Source organism: Peribacillus frigoritolerans (assembly GCF_001636405.1).
GTDB lineage: Bacteria > Bacillota > Bacilli > Bacillales > DSM-1321 > Peribacillus > Peribacillus frigoritolerans.
Genome location: NZ_KV440950.1, coordinates 2,336,344 through 2,353,678, shown reverse-complemented (window position 1 = coordinate 2,353,678; position 17,335 = coordinate 2,336,344). Strand labels below are relative to the sequence as shown.

The window sequence follows — 17,335 nt, the reverse complement described above, 5'->3', positions numbered from 1 at the left end:
ACCCTTATGAATGTTGCCCTGTCCAACTGAATTTTATTAGCAATGTGCAGCAAAACTCTTAAAAATGAAAAAAGGACCCCATCCCAAGATGGTGTCCTTTTCTCATTAATCTTCTTCCCTCATTCCTGTATACATAAGCAGAAGACGAACTAATTCCAGTACGGCTACAAGAGCGGCAGCAACATAAGTCATCGCAGCGGCACTTAATACTTTTTTCGTTTCCCGTTCTTCATCGTTCCGGATGACCCCGGCGGAAACGAGTTGATCCATCGCCCTAGAAGAGGCATTGAATTCAACCGGCAGGGTAATCACTTGGAACAATACAGCGGCTGCCATAAATACGATACCCGCCAATAGCAACCCAGAAATTGAAGCTAACATCCCGATTAAAATCAAAATCCAAGATATGTTAGAGCCAAAATTAGCTACCGGTACTAATGCATGACGGAAACGCAAGAATGCATAGGCTTCTTTATCTTGAATCGCATGTCCAACTTCATGGGCTGCTACCGCTACACCGGCAACTGAATGGCCGTGATAGTTATCCGATGATAAACGCACCGTTTTATCCCTTGGGTCATAATGGTCCGAAAGCATTCCAGGTGTCTCTTCGACCCTGACATTGAACAGTCCATTTTGATCTAAAATGGCCCGCGCCGTCTCAGCACCGCTCATACCGGAAGAGGCCGATACCTTTGAATATTTTTTATATGTGCTTTTCACTTTCATTTGTGCATAAATCGGGATTAAAATGATAATCGCCAAATAAATGAAATACATGGTATCCTCCTATAACTATTATTACTCTTAATTCTATGGATTGAAGGCAACCGTGTCAAATATAGTGTTCTCTTCCCCCTGTCTTTTTAATCATTATGTTCTTTCCTTGGTTTTTCCCTATCACCTTTATATTTTCTCCAGCCTACATAAGAAAGCGTCATTATTATGATTGAGCCTGTCGATATGATGACCCACCAAAGGGAAGGATCTGCATCATCTTCACCCATATCATCAAAAATGGAAGTTAGTTCGTTTTGCAACGCATCCAGTTCCTTCTGACTTTCTCCATCACTGATTACCTCCGGACGGTATTGGTTGATGTATTGAATCCTCGTGTCCAGTTGCTGCATCGTTTCTTTAGAAAGGTCGACTTTCAAGCTTGGATATATCATTTCATATTGTGATAGGAATAAGTTCAATTGGCTATTGAAGGTAATTGTGTCTTGATTGATCGCGGCATTCTTTGTCTGCTGGAAAGAATTCATCATTTGGTCCTCCATCTCTGTCCAAAGAGGCTGATGGGTGGACTTGACCGCATCAACAACAAGCCGGAACTTTGTAACAGAATTAACCTTTTCGGAATCTCCCTTGTTCATATCCTTTATTGTCATCAACGCCTCATTATGAGCTACAGTGATAATTCGAAGTTCGTCCATGTCAAGGATCTGCTCTCTCGCTGTCTCTTTTAAAAACCGGTCAGAAAAAAACGTCAGCATCTTTTCCGAATCTCCATATCGCTTCAACTTGGTCATTTCCAAGGCTCTATCGGAAATGTTATCTAATTGCTCCAAACTTGAAGAGGATTCTGCATAGACAGGGAAATGTAAGACGACAAATAAAACAGCAATGGTTAATATGAATTTTTTCAACATGCTACTCGTCCCTCCTCATATCTCTACTAAAACGATATGAAAGAAAAAACATGAGTAGACCTCGTTCAACATAAAAAAGTTAACCCTGCTTTTACAAAGCTGTATTTAGAGTTAACTTTTTAATGGATGATGGATAGGGTGGTCCGCTTTTTTCTATATCCAAAGTACCAGCCGACAAAAATGGATAGTATACTGAGCCAAAAAGTGAAATAACCTATCGATTTCATATATACCAATAAATCACGATAAATTGGCATCATTTCAAAAACATAATCGATTATGTCATTATGTATGGTCCAAATCGCAGCCACTATCAAATGCCAAGGTTTTATTCGATAAAATGGTGCATATAATACCCCTTGTATCGCCATCCCCAAATGAGAAGCCATTAACATATAACCTTCCCATGGCAATGAACCGGTTGTCACGAAGGTCATCAAATTCATTGCAACCGCCCATATTCCATATTTGAATAGTGTTATGATCGCCAACGCTTCCATAAGTCCGAAATTCCTTCTTAACAGGAACCCCAATAAAACAAATACAAAGAACAGGCTAGCTGTCGGGCTGTCCGGTACAAATGCCAAAAAAATCGCCGGAGTGTTTTCCAATTGACTACCGTACCAATAATATCCATAGGCAGTACCGAATATATTTATTAATAATAACAAAGCGAGCATTTGCCGGTTTGCAAGCAAACTGTAAATAACATTCATTCTTTTACCCTCACTTACATTCTCAAGTATATTCATTTTACAGGCCATCAACCAGAAAACCAAGTATTCATTTCAATTTCTTCTCATATACGCTTCAATTTACCAATAAAAAAGCCGACAACCGTAGTCGTCAGCTTCATTTGCAGCCTATGAAAGAAATTGATGTTGATGGCTATATTACTTTGTCGATAAACCAGATACAAATTCAGCTAATGTTTTCAGTTCTTCATCTGTACCTTTGAACATGCCAGCTGGCATGGCACCCTGGCCTTTGACTGCGATTTTAGAGATTTCTTCTGGACTTAAGCCTGTGTCAATTAAGCTTGGCGCTCCTGCTCCACCAGTTAACTCTGCTCCGTGACAGCTAATACAGCCACTGGAATCCATCAGTTTATACCCATCGCTCTCTTTATCAATGTCTGCACCTTCCACGATGGCTCCTTGCTTCTTGGAAGCTTCCCAATCGTGATGGGCTGCGGACTCCCATGTTAGATAGAAAACGCCGGCCATTGCCAATAGCATGAAGCCTACAGCAAAAGGACGTTTTGCCGGGCTCCGCTCTGGACCACGATCTAAAAAAGGTGCCAAGAGCAGCGCTCCGAAAGCCAAACCAGGTATTACCAGTGCCCCGATTGCATTATAAGGACCTGAAGCATAGGTATACTTAAGTAATTGGTAAAGGAATAGGAAATACCAGTCTGGCAGCGGAATGTACGCTGTATCTGTAGGATCTGCTATCCTTTCCAATGGTGACGGATGTGCAATTGTCAGGCAAAGGTAGCCTACAAGAAATACAGCTCCTACCATCCATTCTTTTAAAAGGAAATTAGGCCAAAATGCTTCAGTTTTCCCAGGATATTCTGAATAATCTTTCGGAATATTCGGTTTACGGTCCGCGGAGATACGCGAGTCACCTACGAATTTCATACCTTTCCCACGATGCATTGAACAATTCCCCTCCTTTATGAAAAGGTTTTTTTGGTTTTTGGTTCACCATTCTTTTATAGCGGACCTGAAATACCTTGTTTTCGGATCATCAGGAAATGAGCCGCTAGTAAAGCAAATAATGCTGCTGGCAGGAAGAATACATGAATTGCAAAGAATCGTGTCAATGTCTGTGCTCCAACGATGGTTGGATCTCCTGCTATCAATGTCTTGAGTGCCGGTCCCATCAACGGTACCGATTCGACAATTGTCAACGTAACTTTCGTTGCGAATAGCGCTTTCATATCCCATGGCAATAAATAACCAGTCAAGCCTAAAGCCAGCATGATGAAGAAAATCAATACGCCGACCATCCAGTTCAATTCACGCGGTTTTTTGTAAGCTCCCTGGAAGAAGACACGAAGAGTATGTAAAAACATCATAACGATAACTAGACTTGCTCCCCAGTGATGCATACCACGGACAATTTGACCGAAGGCAACTTCATTTTGCAAATAATAAACAGATTCCCAAGCGTTTTTAATGTCCGGGACATAGTACATCGTCAAGAACATGCCTGACAAGATTTGGATGACCGTAATAAAGAAAGTTAACCCACCAAAACAATATACGAATGCAGAAAAATGATGTGCGGGGTTAACATGTTCAGGAACCTCATGGTCAGCAATATCCCGCCATAACGGCGTAATATCTAAACGCTCGTCCACCCAGTCATATAACTTTGTTAGCAATGTTTACGCCTCCCCGTGCGGTTTTAGTTGACCCAAATAAAGTATTCCATCTTTTTCTTTCGTGTCAAAGACATCCAATGGTGAAACTGGCGGTGTCCCTTTCACATTCATCCCATCTTTCGTATACCTGCCGTAATGGCAAGGACAGAAAAATTGATTCGGATTAGTCTTATCCGTATTCCACCCTACCGTACAGCCTAAATGTTTACAGATTGGAGATAAAGCAACGATCTTACCATCATCCGTTTTGTAAACCCAAGCTGTATTTGTTTCTTCAGACTCATACCACCCATCGACCTGTTTAAAACTAAAGTCGACCCGGGTTGGTTCGGTAGTGAGTTCACCAACCTTTTGCTTAGTTGCAACGTAATCCCCGCCTTTATCAGCTGATAATACAGGATCAATTGCAAACCTAACCATAGGCATCAACATACCGGCCGCCATAAATCCACCAACGCCAGTAAGTGTGTAATTAAGGAATTGACGTCGTGAAACATTATGCTTGCTCATGCGTTTTCCCCCCCTCTATTACTATACTGAGAGCCCAAAGGACCAATAAATAGCGACACTATAAAACTAGGACATTTCCATGATATCTCAATAATTTACCAAGGTCAATATTTGTAAAACCCAAAAGGTGGCAACTATGTGTCAAATAATGCGAAAAATCCTACTTTTTTTCATTTTTCCAATTATAAGAGAAAATATCAAGGATTTGGAGAACTTGCTGGTTAATCATTTCCCTTGCTTGTTCAATTTCAAGCCCCTCTAAGGGAATGGCAGGAATCCATACTAAATTATTTTCTAATTCCCGCTCTTCTTTTTTCCACCCGAAATCCGATGTAAGAAAGAAAACATGCTCGAAATCATTTTCTTTCACTTCATTGGCCCAACGCTTTAACCGTTCAACCTTATCCATTTCATCACTTAAATAATGAAATGTCGGCAATAAAAGAATTCTACCTTTCATCTGCTTTTCAATTTCCAAGCTTAAAATGGTGAGGAATTCATTCATTGAGCCCGTTTGCTTCATTTGCCCTTTAAAAGATAGGGGAACCAAAGGAATCAAAACGGTATCCACATACTCTTTTGATTGCATATACATGTCAAGATCTTTTGCTGTCCACTTCATGTTTTTTCTTCACTCCCGATTTTTGAATCAACTCCTTATCATTTTACCATTATTTTTATAACATCTTTACCATATACCCATAGTCTTTACAAAAATGTGGATTTTATCAATGTTTTATAAAAAATAAAAACCTTTCCTGTTTACGGAAAGGTCAATTTATTTCATCCAAGTACTTTCAATTGATTCAATTGTTCGGTTAAATCCTTAAATGCTTGTTCATCATGCTTATCAAGTGCTTCATCGATTTCCTTAAGAAGACGGTCCCTTTGAAAATACAACATGCTTCTTTCTAAAAATTGTTCAGCTAGCAGCTGATCTTTTTCATTCGATGCCGTCGATTTCGGCATGAAGGGATTGTGCTCAAGTACCGCTGCATATTGATAGGAAGAGTAAGACGATTTAAAATTAAGCTGAATATAAATGTCTTCGTCCCGATTTAAACGGATATCATGAAAAGATTTCTCTGCATCGGTCGTCATGATATTGGACTTATAGAACCTGAAAGGGACCTCATCCACACAATGTGTCGACATGATCAGTCCACGTGGGCAATATTGTGCATTTTCTACAAAATGGACCTTTTTCATCAGTTGATCATGACTCATTAAGTAATTCAATATCCACACGCATTCTCTTCGTTTCAGTTGATAATGATTTAAGAACCACCGAATAAAATCCTTCTTCTCATTCACAGAAACAGGGGCAGCCACCATGAATTCCCTCCTCTGTCTTGATTTAGTTTTATTTCACTTATCTACATTTCCTCTGTGCTTTCACCTAGCCGCTCCAAGATCATTGCATACTCATCATTCGCAGGATTCATCTCAAGCAGCTTATTAAATACTTCTCTAGATGTGGCTCTGTCTCCTTCTTCAATTAAAAAGAAACCATAATCTTCAAGGAAATCTTGATTGCTCTTGAATGAATTATATGCTTTATGATAGCTGGTTAATGACTCTTTAAATTGTTCGGTATGCTGATAAGATACAGCAGCAATCCAGTCAAACTGAGGATCATCCTCTCCATATCGCCTTACTTCACCTATACACTCCAATACATCTTCATACCTTTCTTGGTGCATATACAATTTCAAAAGGGTGAGTGCAGCTTCCAGATATCCCGGATCAATGGCAAGTGCTTCTTTAAATAGATTTTCAGCCTCTTCGTCAAGCCCGCTTTTCAAGGCTATTTTACCACCGAAGAAGTAAAGTTCCTTATTGAATTCATCAGCCTTGATTCCTTCTTTGACCGTTTTCAAGGCATTTTCGAGATCTTCAAGATGTTCATAACTCTTTGCCAGGTACAAATATAGTGAATGATATTCATGATCTAATTCTTTCAGTTCAATAAACTTTCGTACGGCTGTCTCATAAAGACCTGCCTGAAAAGCTGTAAATGCATATTCAAATAGAGTATTGATTTCAAGTCCGTCCTTCAAGGCTTTCTCAAAGTACGGAAGGGCCTCCTCGAACTTGCCCGAGCTGCTTAATGCTTCAGCAAGCCTCTGATTGACATTAACACCAGCGATTTCTTGTTCCTGTTCCAAAACCTTTATGTAATTTGCAATGGCTTCCTGATCCCTGCCTTGATGAAAGAACAGTTCAGCTAGTGCAAAATCAATGATGACCTCATCTGGAAGCATTTCCTTAGCCTGCAGTAATTTCCGTTCGCTGACCTCATCCATCCCCTGCAATTGATATAGGTCCGCTTCCAAAAGCAAAGCACTTGGATATACTTCATCATCTGCACTTACTTTTTCAAGCAACAGCATCGCTTCATCTTCCTGGTCCATATCAATTAGGATTTCCGCCAACGAAACAATCAATTCTCCTTCATCGGGATAGAGTTGCAGAAGATGTTCAAAAAGATCCTTTGCCTCTTCCGCAAAGCCAAGCTGGAGCATTTCTTCGGCCAGCAATAAAATGTCCTCTGCTGACTCTGATGATTTAATTCGATTTATATGTTTAAGAGCTTCTGTTAATTCCCCTTTTTTTAAATGCTGTATAACTTGTTCCACTGTGTTCATTGTTGAATCCTTCCTTTTGCAAGATAGACTTGGTCCCTAGTCATACACACTCACGCCATAATGTAACATACTCTGCCATTAAGAACAAAATACCATGTAATCGCGAGATGCATAGTAAACAGTATTCATTAGTTTACCATACTGCAGCCTTGTATTCCATCGATGAAGTCCCCTCCCATTCTCATTAAAAAAAGGTTACTAGTTAATTCTCCATGCTACGGTAAATCTCCTTTTTGATCTTGAATCCCTTTTTCATTATTTTCATGATCAAATCAGGTACAAAATACCCCTGATGTTAGCGCTTTCAACACTTTTAAGCATTTAAAAAAAGTTTACAGACCAAATAAGGTATGTAAACTTTTTTTATATTTACTTTATCAATTGCGTCAAATGCCCAAAAAATTGTGGATATGATACATCGATGGCATCAGGGTCGGCAAGTTCCACTTCCCCTTCCGTTATCAAAGCCGCTACAGCAAGCATCATCCCGATACGATGATCCCCATGGCTTGTAACCATACCTCCATTCAGGGCTTTACGGCCTTTGATGATCAATCCGTCTGCTGTCGGGGTTATATCCGCCCCCAGGATGGAAAGCTCATTTGCAACAGTATCAATTCGATTCGTCTCTTTCACTTTTAATTCCGCTGCATCCTTGATCGTCGTTATCCCTTCTGCCTGTGTCGCCAGAAGTGCAATTACCGGTATTTCATCGATGAGACGGGGAATTAAATCACCGCTGATGGTCGTTCCTTTTAACCGGGAGCTTCTGACCGTGATGTCACCTGCAGGTTCGCCCTCGCTCGTCTTCTTCTCTATCGTGATATCAGCCCCCATCGATTTCATGACTTCGATGATTCCAGTCCTTGTCGAATTAAGGCCCACATTCTTTAATACCACTTCACTATTTTCCGTAATCGCTGCAGCCACCATGAAGAAAGCTGCCGAAGAAATATCACCCGGCACATGGATGGCCGTCCCTTTGAAGACTTGATTTCCGCTTACTTTAATCGTATGGCCGTCCTTTTCGATTTTACCGCCAAACTCCTGGATCATTCGTTCTGTATGATCACGGGTCTCTTCCGGTTCGATTATGATCGTTTCACCTTCTGCCTGTAAACCAGCCAAGATTATCGCAGATTTCACCTGTGCACTCGCTACAGGCAATTCGTAGCGAAACCCTTGTAATTTGCCTCCTCTTATGGCAAGGGGGGTATATTCGGCTCCTTTTCGGCCATCAATGGTTGCTCCCATCTGACGTAGTGGGTTGACTACCCGGGTCATTGGACGTTTGGCTATCGATTCGTCACCTGCCAAAACGGCTGAAAAATCCTGTCCTGCCAATATGCCCATCATTAACCTGATCGTGGTACCAGAATTTCCGACATCCAGTACTGATTCAGGTTCCTTTAATCCATTAAAACCTTTGCCTTCAATTTTGACGTGCTGGCCATCTTGTTCAATATGGACCCCAAGCTGCTTAAAACAGGAAATCGTACTTAAACAATCAGCTCCTGGAAGAAAATTAGTTACTGTCGTTTCCCCTTCGGCAAGGGCTCCAAACATTATCGAACGATGCGAGATCGACTTATCTCCAGGTATGGCAATCGAACCACGCAATGTTTGGATGTTCGTTTGTAATTTTTTAGTATTCATAAAACCATCCTTCCCTATATTATTATGCCAGGATCGTTTCATAATCTGTATGTCTTGAAATACACTCCGCAGCTTTTATGCGATCAACATCCGTTTGGAAACTGATGACCAGCACGCCGTATATCTCTTCCCTGGTTTCAATGATCCTTATGTTTGTAATGCTGATACCTTCTTGTGCCAAATAGCCGGTAATCTCAGAAATTATTCCGGCATAATCCGGTATATCGATATATAAATCATAAAACGCTGGTATGGCGCCTTTCGCATGTGTCGGCAAATCATCCCTGAAAATCTTGGCATCGGTAAAGAATCGAAGGATTTCTTCACTTTCTTCATTCGCAACCAGACCTTTTATATGCTCCATTTCATTCAGCCAATCATTCATTAATTCAAGCAGCACATCCCGGTTATGTAACAAAATGTCACGCCACATTTCCGGACTGCTTGAGGCGATTCTGGTAATATCCCGGAATCCACCTGCTGCGAGCCTTGAAATCAACTTGTTTTCCTTACTGTAGTTTTCTGCCTGCTTGACGAGCCCTGATGCGACAATATGTGGAAAATGACTAATGACCCCAGTCAGCTTATCGTGTGTGGCAGGACTAACAATAAGAAAGTTAGCTCTTGTCCCCTGCAGCCACCCTTTCAGCTGCTCAACTCTTTCTTCTTTGATGGTGTCCCCGGGAGTAAGCAAATAAAATGCATGTTCGAATAAATGTAATTTGGCTGCCGCAGCGCCGCTCTTATGGGAACCAGCCATAGGGTGCCCCCCAATGAAGGCCACCCCTTTATCTATCAATGGTTTCGCTGCCTTAACGACTGTATCCTTCGTACTTCCTGCATCAGATATGAGGACATCACTTTTTAAATCCATATCAGCCAATTGAGCTAAAATCTTCACGGTTTCATTGACAGGCACAGCAAGTAGAATCAAATCAGCTTCACATGCTCCCGCTTCCAAAGATGATACAGAATCATCAATGATCCCCAATAGCATCGATAGTTGAATATTCTTTTCACTTAGGTCCATACCAACAATCACGGCTTCAGGATGTGCATGGCGTACAGCCATGGCCAATGATCCGCCTATTAGACCTAAACCTATTACAAAAACCTTACCCTTCACTCTTCTCTCCCCCGCATCTTTTATGCTCCTCTAGGTATGATGAAACGTTAAAGCAGCGAATCAGAAGGTGCCTCAACTTCATTCAAAAAAGCCTTAATAGCATGGATCATTCCTTCATTTTCTTCCGTAGAACCAATCGTTACCCTCAGGCTGTTAGGAAAACCGAAAGATTTCCCCGACCTTGCGATGAAGCCGCGCTCAAGCAAATATTGAAATACCACATCGGCATCCTGTTTAAAATGGATAAAGATGAAATTACCTTGTGACGCGTAATAAGCCAAATTTTCCTTATTGCAAAATTCATAGTACTGCTTTAGCCCTTTTTGATTTTCTTCCTTGCATTTTTCAATGAAGGCCTGATCTTCCAAAGCGACGATAGCAATATTCTGTGCAAATGTGTTCACATTGAATGGTTCCCGGGATGGATCTAGTTTCTGGATGATATCCTCATCCGCCAAACCGTACCCTACCCTAAAACTGGCAAGTCCATAAATTTTTGAGAAAGTCCGGAGTATGATCAAATTTTTATATTTATTGATCCATTGATTCGTTCTAGGGTAATCCTCAGCCGTTGCATATTCACAATAAGCTTCATCCAAAACGATAAGAACATCTTCCGGCACTTTTTCGATGAACGATAATAAGTCCTGTTCCGAAATGTATTTACCTGTTGGATTATTTGGTGTACAAAGCCATACAACCGATGTTTCATCATCTATTACTTTAAGCATTCCTTCTAGATCATGAGCACCGTCAATATGAGGAACTTCCCTGATTTCCGCTCCTTCTAGTATGGCATTATGGCGATACTGCGAAAAAGTGCCTGTTGCCATGACCGTATTCTTTCCAGCTCCCAATAGACTCCTGGAGATGATTTGAATGTTCTCATCAGATCCATTTCCAAAAATAAGCTGAGTTTCTTTCACACCTGTATGTTTCGCAACAGCTTCCCTTAGCATCGTTGCATATCCATCTGGATAGATGGCAAACGAATGGGTTGAATTCCTAACGGATTCCTTGACCTTTTCCGAACAGCCAAAAGGATTTTCATTTGAAGCTAATTTCGTGATTTTTTCCAACCCGTATAGTTTTTTCACTTCATCAGTGGATTTTCCCGGTTGATAAGACTTCAAGGAAAGGACCGCTTCATTCCATTTCATGTCAATCACCTCTATATTTTTATCACTTTAAAGTAAGAAAGTGTGAGATTAGTATATCATATTCATAGATTTATGATCATCTTATATCCGCTTTGTCAAATCTGGCCGTAATACCGTAGCCCCTGCCTGGTATACATGCTGTATCTCTTTTTGAGATTTTGTCGTATTTACGTGGATCATGACCCGGATGCAAAATGGCAAGGAATTGCTCACCGGTATTTCTTTCATGCATGTAACCGGTACATAAGTCCAGCCTTCGAATTTCCTCAAGGCTTTGGCAGGGAAGACAGAACGAATCTCTTCCGTAGCAGAAAAAAATACAGAAGCTACCATATCGGGATCAACTTCGTTGACCTGAATGATCTCGGCCATCAACTTTTCGACAGCAGAAATCACTTCCATTTCTGTGTCACTTTCTACTGTAGTGGCACCCCTTATTCCTCTTATCACACATAGTCCCCCTTCTACTGAACTCTAAATCATCTCCGCCATTTCCTCTATCAGCTCAGAGTCGGCTATATCCATTAATAGCGGTGACCCTACTTCGTTTAGCAGGACAAAGGTAGCTGCATCATTGACCGATTTTTTGTCTGTTTTCATTAATTCAAGCAGCATTTCATGTTCAAGTCGGGTTGGAATGGTTATTTGATAACCTAAAGAAGAAACCCAGGCAATAAACTCATCTAGTTTGAAATCGAGATCCACTTTCTTTCTGCTTAGTTTTAGAGCGTATACCATCCCGATTAAAATCGATTCCCCATGCGTAAAGTTTCCGTATCCCATTGAACCTTCCACTGCATGTCCAAGCGTATGACCAAAATTCAAAAAGGCACGAATGCCGTTTTCCTTCTCATCCTCTTCGACAATTTTAGCTTTAATGCTAATCCCTTTTGTAATCATGGTAAGGAATTGCTCATCCGTTATATCATTCAAATCAACAATATTCGACTTTAACCATAGATAAAGCTCATTATCTGCTATCAAGGAATGTTTAATGACTTCTGCAAAACCTGACCTTAATTCTTTAAGTGGCAGAGTCTTTAAAAATTCCAGATCATAAATGACGGCTTCAGGCTGATGAAAGGCCCCAATCATATTTTTCCCCAGCGGGTGATTGATGGCAACCTTGCCGCCCACTGCACTGTCGTGGGCGAGCAAAGTCGTCGGAACCTGTATAAATGGAATCCCTCTCATAAATGTAGCTGCAACGAATCCAGCCAAGTCACCGACTGCACCGCCGCCAAGGGCAATAATCAATGACTTGCGATTAATCTGTTGTGTTAAGCAGAAGCTTTGGCATTCATAAAACACATCGAATGTTTTAGCATGCTCCCCCTCTGGCACTACATGATGCAAGACCGGTTTTCCCGTCTTGATCAGGGCGTCCTTCACAGTCTGCAAATGAAGTGCCGCCACTTTCTCATCAGTTATGATCAGAATCTTGTTTAGATGATTCAGCTCTTGTGTTATTAATTCGGGCAATTCATTGATTGCCTTCTTGCCAATTAAAACCGGATATTGCTTGGAAGCCGTTTTTATTTGGATGGATTCCATGATTTAAAACCCCTTTACTTCTTCCCGATATGATCTTATGTACTCTGCTAATTGCTCATAACGATCTGAAGGGAATTGATCAACGATGGCAGCCGCCAGTTCCCATGCCACTACCGCCTCAGCAACTACTGCTGCTGCAGGAACCGCACAACTATCGGAACGCTCGACACTTGCTTCAAACACTTCCTTCGTATCAATATCAACACTTTTCAAAGGTTTATATAAAGTGGGGATCGGCTTCATCACACCGCGTACAACTATCGGCATTCCAGTTGTCATACCGCCTTCAAAACCTCCAAGGCGATTGGTTTTCCGGTAATAACCCTGTTCTTCATCCCATGCAATTTCATCATGGACATCACTGCCGAATAGATGGGCCGCTTCAAATCCTAGACCTATTTCCACCCCTTTAAATGCATTGATGCTCATTATCGCTGCGGCAAGTTTTGCATCAAGCTTACGGTCATAATGCACATAACTTCCCACTCCCACCGGCATTCCTTCTACAATGACTTCGACGATTCCGCCGATGGAATCTCCTTTTTGTTTCGCTTCATCAATTGCATCCTTCATCTGCTGCTCTACGTTTTTGTCGAAACATCTAACGGAAGATTCTTCTGTTACCTGTTGCAATTGCTGGATCGTTTCGTATTTTGGCGGTTCTGCCTTCACTCCGCCAATTTCCAAAACATGCGATGCCACTTCTATCCCCAATAAAGACAATAGTTTTTTTGCGACAGAACCTGCCGCCACCCTTACTGTCGTTTCACGGGCTGAAGAGCGTTCCAGAACATTTCTCAAATCGCGGTGCCCATATTTAATCCCGCCGTTCAAGTCCGCATGACCAGGACGAGGCCGGGTGATTTTACGTTTAATTTCTTCAGCTTCCTCTTCTGAAAGCCCTTCACTTCCCATAATCTTTGTCCAATGTTTCCAATCATCGTTCTCGACCACCAAAGCGACCGGTGAACCGAGTGTGTAGCCATGTCTGATTCCTGAAGAAATAAAAGCCTGATCTTTCTCGATCTGCATCCTTCTTCCACGTCCATGACCTTTTTGCCGGCGTCCCAATTCTTGATTGATATCCTCATTCGAAATCGGCATTCCTGCCGGTAAACCTTCAATGATAGTAGTCAGTTGCGGACCATGTGATTCTCCCGCTGTTAAATATCTCATCTTCCAGCCCCCTTTTAGCACTTTAAAGTGTATATGTATCAATATACCACAATTTTATGAAATGTGGGTATATGTAAAACGTAAAAACCATATTGTTTGAATTTAATCACTTTTCACTCTATTTTACAAGTACTTAAACATTTTCGATATAGTTTTTCTTTTAAATCAGAGTTCTACTGGATTTGCTATTACTCGACAAACGAAAAGGACTGATCGCCAATGAGCAGAATCAGTCCCTATTTTAAAAAGTATTTACTTTTTCTTATAAAAAAATGTGTCGATCGTTTCAAATTGATATTTTCCAGGGGTGAATATTTGCTCTGTACTTCCTACAAAAAAAACCCCGCCGCTTCTTATTGATGCACTGAATTTATCATATAACAAATTTTTGGCTTCTTATAAATTAGCACATTGCGGCAAATGATTAAATCGAACCCCTGTTCAAAACGATCAGCGAGAAGATTTTGCTTTTTAAATGTCACCCTACTCTTTATTTCTTCATCAACACGATAAAAGTCCGCTTTTTTTTTCAAAGTATTTCCTTTTGATTTCTTCAGGCACTTCATTTAAGGAACGTTCAGGATACATCCCCAATTTCGCTCGCGCCAACACATTTTCATCCAGATCCGTCGCCAATATCTCTATCTGGCTAAGTGGAACCAGATTGGATAAAATCATGGCAAGCGTGTATGGTTCCTCGCCAGTTGAACAGGCCGCACTCCAAATCTTCAACTTTTTTTTGCTTGCTAATAAACCTGGAAGGATTTTCCGCTCCAACACTTCCCATCTTTTCGCATTTCGATAAAATTCGGAAACATTGATTGTCATTCTATCCAGAAACTCATTTAAAACTTCGGGATTGGTTTGAATGTCTTTATGGTATTCACGAAATGAATGATATCCTCTTTTTTCATATAGAGATGTCAATCGCCTTTTCATTTGCCCTTCCTTATATAATGCCAAATCAATGCCTGTCAGCGTTTTGATATTGTGAATAAACTCTTCATATTCTTGATGCATTCCTACGACTCCCCTGCACATAATTATTTAAGTGGTCCTTCCCTTTATATATCGGAGAGTGCCATATTTTCTTTAAACCACAATAATTCCTTACCATCCCGGGAAGCTAAAAAAGCAATGCAAAAAAAAAAACGGGTTCCATCGCATAATGACGATGAAACCCGCTTCCTATATGGTGATGAGTACTAATTAATAAACCCACTCGTTTACAAGTTTAGAATACTCAACAAGTTCTTCTTCTTTGAAGAATAAACCGATTTCACGTACAGCGCTTTCAGCTGAATCAGATCCGTGAATGATGTTTTTGCCGACAGTTACCGCAAAATCGCCACGAATTGTTGCTGCTGCTGCATCTTTAGGGTTAGTAGCACCCATCATTTGACGTGCTGTAGCGATTACATTTTCACCTTCCCAAACCATTGCGAAGACAGGACCTGAAGTAATGAAGTCCACTAATTCGCCAAAGAAAGGACGTTCTTTGTGCTCGCCATAATGTTGCTCAGCCAATTCTTGAGAAATGACCATTAATTTTGCTCCTGCAAGAAGGAAGCCTTTCTTTTCGAAACGGGAAACGATTTCACCGATTAAATTGCGTTGAACGCCGTCAGGCTTTACCATTAAAAATGTTCTTTCCATGAATGTCACTCCTAATATGTATCATTGTTATTTGCCTATATAAGGCAATACTTTTAGAATATTACCATTGTTTGATGAGTTTCGCAACTCCCATTATCAAAACTTTCTTTTTCCGATATTTTTCGCGATATCCGATAAAGTTTTTCTAGCTTTAATGGCAGGAAGACCTTTCAACTCAGTAAAAGCTTTTTCTAAATACATATCACTGATCCTCGCTGCCTGTTCAATGGCACCGGAAGTTTTTATCGCATTGATTATATGGGACATTTCATCTTTTGGCGTATCTTCCCGAACAGTTTCGATAAGCTTTTTTAACTTTGGATCCTCCATAGCGATCAAAACGGGTAAAGTGATATTACCTTGAATCAAATCACTCCCGGCCGGTTTACCAAGCTCTTCTTCCGACGCCGTAAAATCCAATATATCATCGGTGATTTGATAGGACATGCCGACATAATATCCGAATTTAAATAGCTTTTCATGAATTCCCTCTTCAACACCTGCTGAAATGGCTCCCAACTGGCAGCTGGATGCAATGAGCAATGCCGTTTTCCGTTTGATCCGTCTAAAGTATATCCGCCAATTCTGTTCGAAATTATACTTATCTTTAATTTGTTCAATTTCCCCAAGACATAGTTCAACCATGGTATCAGCGAGAATTTGATGCGCAAGCGGAGACTCGATGACCGCCATCATTTCCAGTGCACGAGCAAAAATGAAGTCGCCTGTGTACATCGCGACACGATTATCCCATTTCGACTTGATGGTAGCCGACCCCCTGCGTAAATCCGCATCATCCACAACATCATCATGTACAAGGGAAGCCGTATGAATCAGTTCCAGAGTCGCTGCGACATGCTTTACGACATGAATATCATAGTTGCCAAACTTCGCACCCAATAGGACGAATACCGGACGGATCCGTTTTCCACCGGATTGCAGTAAATGCAGGGAAGCTTCCCTTAAAACCGCGGAATCCGCTTCAATTGCGGCTTCCAGTTCTTTTTCTATTAATTGCAAATCTGCATTCAAAAATGAATACATCATCTTAAATTTCATACATTCCACCCAGCTTTGTCCATTGCTATTCTGCTTATTTTGAAGGCTTGTACCCGAAATGTGTTGCTGCTACCCCACCGAAATGGGCTTTATAACTGACATTTTCCATTCCTGCCTGCTTAAACATGTTTTCAAGCTTTTTCATGCCTGGGAAATCTCGAGCCGATTCCTGCAGCCATGAGTATTCACTATAGCTTTTTGCGAATAATTTGCCGAACATGGGCATGATGAAACGGAAATAAAAATAATATCCCTGTTTAAAGCCTAGCATCGTTGGCTGTGACGTATCCAGGCAAACGACCATACCACCTGGCTTCGCTACACGGTTTAACTCTTTAAGCACTTTCATGTAATCAGGGACATTCCGCAGCCCGAAACCGATCGTGACATAGTCAAAGCTATTATCCTCAAAAGGAAGTTCCATTGCATTCCCATGCATTAGGGAAACTTGATCCAGATTGAGTTCCTTCACCTTTTGTTCGCCGATTTTCAGCATGTTTTTACTAAAATCCAGACCAACAACCTTTCCTTCTGGTCCTACTTCATTAGCAAGGGCAATGGTCCAGTCCGCTGTTCCACAGCATACATCCAGTGCATGGGCGCCTTTTGGGACATTCATGATGGCCATTGTAGCCTTCCGCCATTTAAGATGCTGTTTAAAGCTGATGAGGGAATTCATCTTGTCATAATTTCCGTAAATCTTTTCAAAGACATGATGAACTTTTTGCTCTTTAGACTGCTCCATG

18 protein-coding genes and 1 pseudogene are annotated in these 17,335 nt (G+C 41.1%); all 19 read right to left on the bottom strand.

Annotation, left to right across the window (positions count from 1 at the left end):
- Positions 1-105: 105 nt before the first annotated feature.
- The 19 genes and pseudogenes from A6755_RS11500 to A6755_RS11410 all read right to left on the bottom strand — a co-directional run bounded on the left by A6755_RS11500 (position 106) and on the right by A6755_RS11410 (position 17,334).
- Positions 106-780 carry a zinc metallopeptidase gene (locus A6755_RS11500; protein WP_063590699.1) on the bottom strand — a complete coding sequence of 225 codons (675 nt, stop codon included), beginning with the start codon at positions 778-780 and terminating at the stop codon, positions 106-108.
- Between the two features lie 86 nt (positions 781-866).
- Positions 867-1,652 (bottom strand): sporulation protein YpjB, encoded by a 786-nt coding sequence (gene ypjB, locus A6755_RS11495; protein ID WP_054400278.1) that lies wholly within the window; start codon positions 1,650-1,652, stop codon positions 867-869.
- Between the two features lie 119 nt (positions 1,653-1,771).
- Complete coding sequence (gene lhaT, locus A6755_RS11490; protein ID WP_034307970.1) at positions 1,772-2,368, bottom strand: lipoprotein heptaprenylglyceryl N-acetyltransferase LhaT; 597 nt, start codon at positions 2,366-2,368, stop codon at positions 1,772-1,774.
- Positions 2,369-2,545: 177 nt separating this feature from the next.
- On the bottom strand, positions 2,546-3,313 hold the full coding sequence (locus A6755_RS11485; RefSeq protein WP_063590698.1) for a menaquinol-cytochrome c reductase cytochrome b/c subunit: 768 nt from the start codon (positions 3,311-3,313) through the stop codon (positions 2,546-2,548).
- Positions 3,314-3,369: 56 nt separating this feature from the next.
- On the bottom strand, positions 3,370-4,044 hold the full coding sequence (qcrB, locus tag A6755_RS11480; protein WP_034307974.1) for a menaquinol-cytochrome c reductase cytochrome b subunit: 675 nt from the start codon (positions 4,042-4,044) through the stop codon (positions 3,370-3,372).
- Between the two features lie 3 nt (positions 4,045-4,047).
- The gene (locus A6755_RS11475; RefSeq protein WP_034307977.1) at positions 4,048-4,554 is read right to left on the bottom strand and encodes a Rieske (2Fe-2S) protein; all 507 of its coding nucleotides are present in this window, start codon (positions 4,552-4,554) and stop codon (positions 4,048-4,050) included.
- 160 nt (positions 4,555-4,714) lie between these two features.
- Positions 4,715-5,176: a YpiF family protein gene (locus A6755_RS11470; RefSeq protein ID WP_063590697.1), complete on the bottom strand. Its 462-nt coding sequence runs from the start codon at positions 5,174-5,176 to the stop codon at positions 4,715-4,717.
- A 161-nt stretch (positions 5,177-5,337) separates the two neighbouring features.
- Complete coding sequence (locus A6755_RS11465; protein ID WP_034307987.1) at positions 5,338-5,889, bottom strand: ReoY family proteolytic degradation factor; 552 nt, start codon at positions 5,887-5,889, stop codon at positions 5,338-5,340.
- A 41-nt stretch (positions 5,890-5,930) separates the two neighbouring features.
- Entirely contained in the window at positions 5,931-7,202 is a 1,272-nt protein-coding gene (locus A6755_RS11460; protein WP_063590696.1) for a tetratricopeptide repeat protein, read from the bottom strand.
- A gap of 369 nt (positions 7,203-7,571) precedes the next feature.
- Positions 7,572-8,858 carry a 3-phosphoshikimate 1-carboxyvinyltransferase gene (aroA, locus tag A6755_RS11455; protein WP_063590695.1) on the bottom strand — a complete coding sequence of 429 codons (1,287 nt, stop codon included), beginning with the start codon at positions 8,856-8,858 and terminating at the stop codon, positions 7,572-7,574.
- A gap of 22 nt (positions 8,859-8,880) precedes the next feature.
- Positions 8,881-9,984: a prephenate dehydrogenase gene (locus A6755_RS11450; RefSeq protein ID WP_034307994.1), complete on the bottom strand. Its 1,104-nt coding sequence runs from the start codon at positions 9,982-9,984 to the stop codon at positions 8,881-8,883.
- A 47-nt stretch (positions 9,985-10,031) separates the two neighbouring features.
- Complete coding sequence (hisC, locus tag A6755_RS11445; protein WP_034307996.1) at positions 10,032-11,144, bottom strand: histidinol-phosphate transaminase; 1,113 nt, start codon at positions 11,142-11,144, stop codon at positions 10,032-10,034.
- An 81-nt stretch (positions 11,145-11,225) separates the two neighbouring features.
- Positions 11,226-11,594, bottom strand: coding sequence for a chorismate mutase (gene aroH / locus A6755_RS11440; RefSeq protein WP_084737638.1), 369 nt, complete (start codon positions 11,592-11,594; stop codon positions 11,226-11,228).
- A 24-nt stretch (positions 11,595-11,618) separates the two neighbouring features.
- Positions 11,619-12,698 (bottom strand): 3-dehydroquinate synthase, encoded by a 1,080-nt coding sequence (gene aroB / locus A6755_RS11435; RefSeq protein WP_034308000.1) that lies wholly within the window; start codon positions 12,696-12,698, stop codon positions 11,619-11,621.
- A 3-nt stretch (positions 12,699-12,701) separates the two neighbouring features.
- A complete protein-coding gene (gene aroC / locus A6755_RS11430; RefSeq protein WP_034308003.1) occupies positions 12,702-13,874 on the bottom strand; it encodes a chorismate synthase in 1,173 nt (390 codons plus the stop codon).
- 252 nt (positions 13,875-14,126) lie between these two features.
- Positions 14,127-14,894: pseudogene (locus A6755_RS11425) on the bottom strand (CheR family methyltransferase).
- 189 nt (positions 14,895-15,083) lie between these two features.
- Positions 15,084-15,530, bottom strand: coding sequence for a nucleoside-diphosphate kinase (gene ndk / locus A6755_RS11420; protein ID WP_034308008.1), 447 nt, complete (start codon positions 15,528-15,530; stop codon positions 15,084-15,086).
- A 96-nt stretch (positions 15,531-15,626) separates the two neighbouring features.
- Entirely contained in the window at positions 15,627-16,589 is a 963-nt protein-coding gene (gene hepT / locus A6755_RS11415; protein ID WP_034308010.1) for a heptaprenyl diphosphate synthase component II, read from the bottom strand.
- Between the two features lie 34 nt (positions 16,590-16,623).
- Positions 16,624-17,334, bottom strand: coding sequence for a demethylmenaquinone methyltransferase (locus A6755_RS11410; RefSeq protein ID WP_034308012.1), 711 nt, complete (start codon positions 17,332-17,334; stop codon positions 16,624-16,626).
- Position 17,335 lies beyond the last annotated feature (1 nt).

Coding starts and splice junctions, on each gene's coding strand:
- A6755_RS11465 (WP_034307987.1), bottom strand. CDS start 5,889: ATGGTGGCTGCCCCTGTTTCTGTGAATGAGAAGAAGGATTTTATTCGG.
- ypjB (WP_054400278.1), bottom strand. CDS start 1,652: ATGTTGAAAAAATTCATATTAACCATTGCTGTTTTATTTGTCGTCTTA.
- aroA (WP_063590695.1), bottom strand. CDS start 8,858: ATGAATACTAAAAAATTACAAACGAACATCCAAACATTGCGTGGTTCG.
- A6755_RS11485 (WP_063590698.1), bottom strand. CDS start 3,313: ATGCATCGTGGGAAAGGTATGAAATTCGTAGGTGACTCGCGTATCTCC.
- A6755_RS11470 (WP_063590697.1), bottom strand. CDS start 5,176: ATGAAGTGGACAGCAAAAGATCTTGACATGTATATGCAATCAAAAGAG.
- hisC (WP_034307996.1), bottom strand. CDS start 11,144: ATGAAATGGAATGAAGCGGTCCTTTCCTTGAAGTCTTATCAACCGGGA.
- A6755_RS11460 (WP_063590696.1), bottom strand. CDS start 7,202: ATGAACACAGTGGAACAAGTTATACAGCATTTAAAAAAAGGGGAATTA.
- A6755_RS11500 (WP_063590699.1), bottom strand. CDS start 780: ATGTATTTCATTTATTTGGCGATTATCATTTTAATCCCGATTTATGCA.
- aroB (WP_034308000.1), bottom strand. CDS start 12,698: ATGGAATCCATCCAAATAAAAACGGCTTCCAAGCAATATCCGGTTTTA.
- hepT (WP_034308010.1), bottom strand. CDS start 16,589: ATGAAATTTAAGATGATGTATTCATTTTTGAATGCAGATTTGCAATTA.
- A6755_RS11475 (WP_034307977.1), bottom strand. CDS start 4,554: ATGAGCAAGCATAATGTTTCACGACGTCAATTCCTTAATTACACACTT.
- aroC (WP_034308003.1), bottom strand. CDS start 13,874: ATGAGATATTTAACAGCGGGAGAATCACATGGTCCGCAACTGACTACT.
- lhaT (WP_034307970.1), bottom strand. CDS start 2,368: ATGAATGTTATTTACAGTTTGCTTGCAAACCGGCAAATGCTCGCTTTG.
- ndk (WP_034308008.1), bottom strand. CDS start 15,530: ATGGAAAGAACATTTTTAATGGTAAAGCCTGACGGCGTTCAACGCAAT.
- A6755_RS11410 (WP_034308012.1), bottom strand. CDS start 17,334: ATGGAGCAGTCTAAAGAGCAAAAAGTTCATCATGTCTTTGAAAAGATT.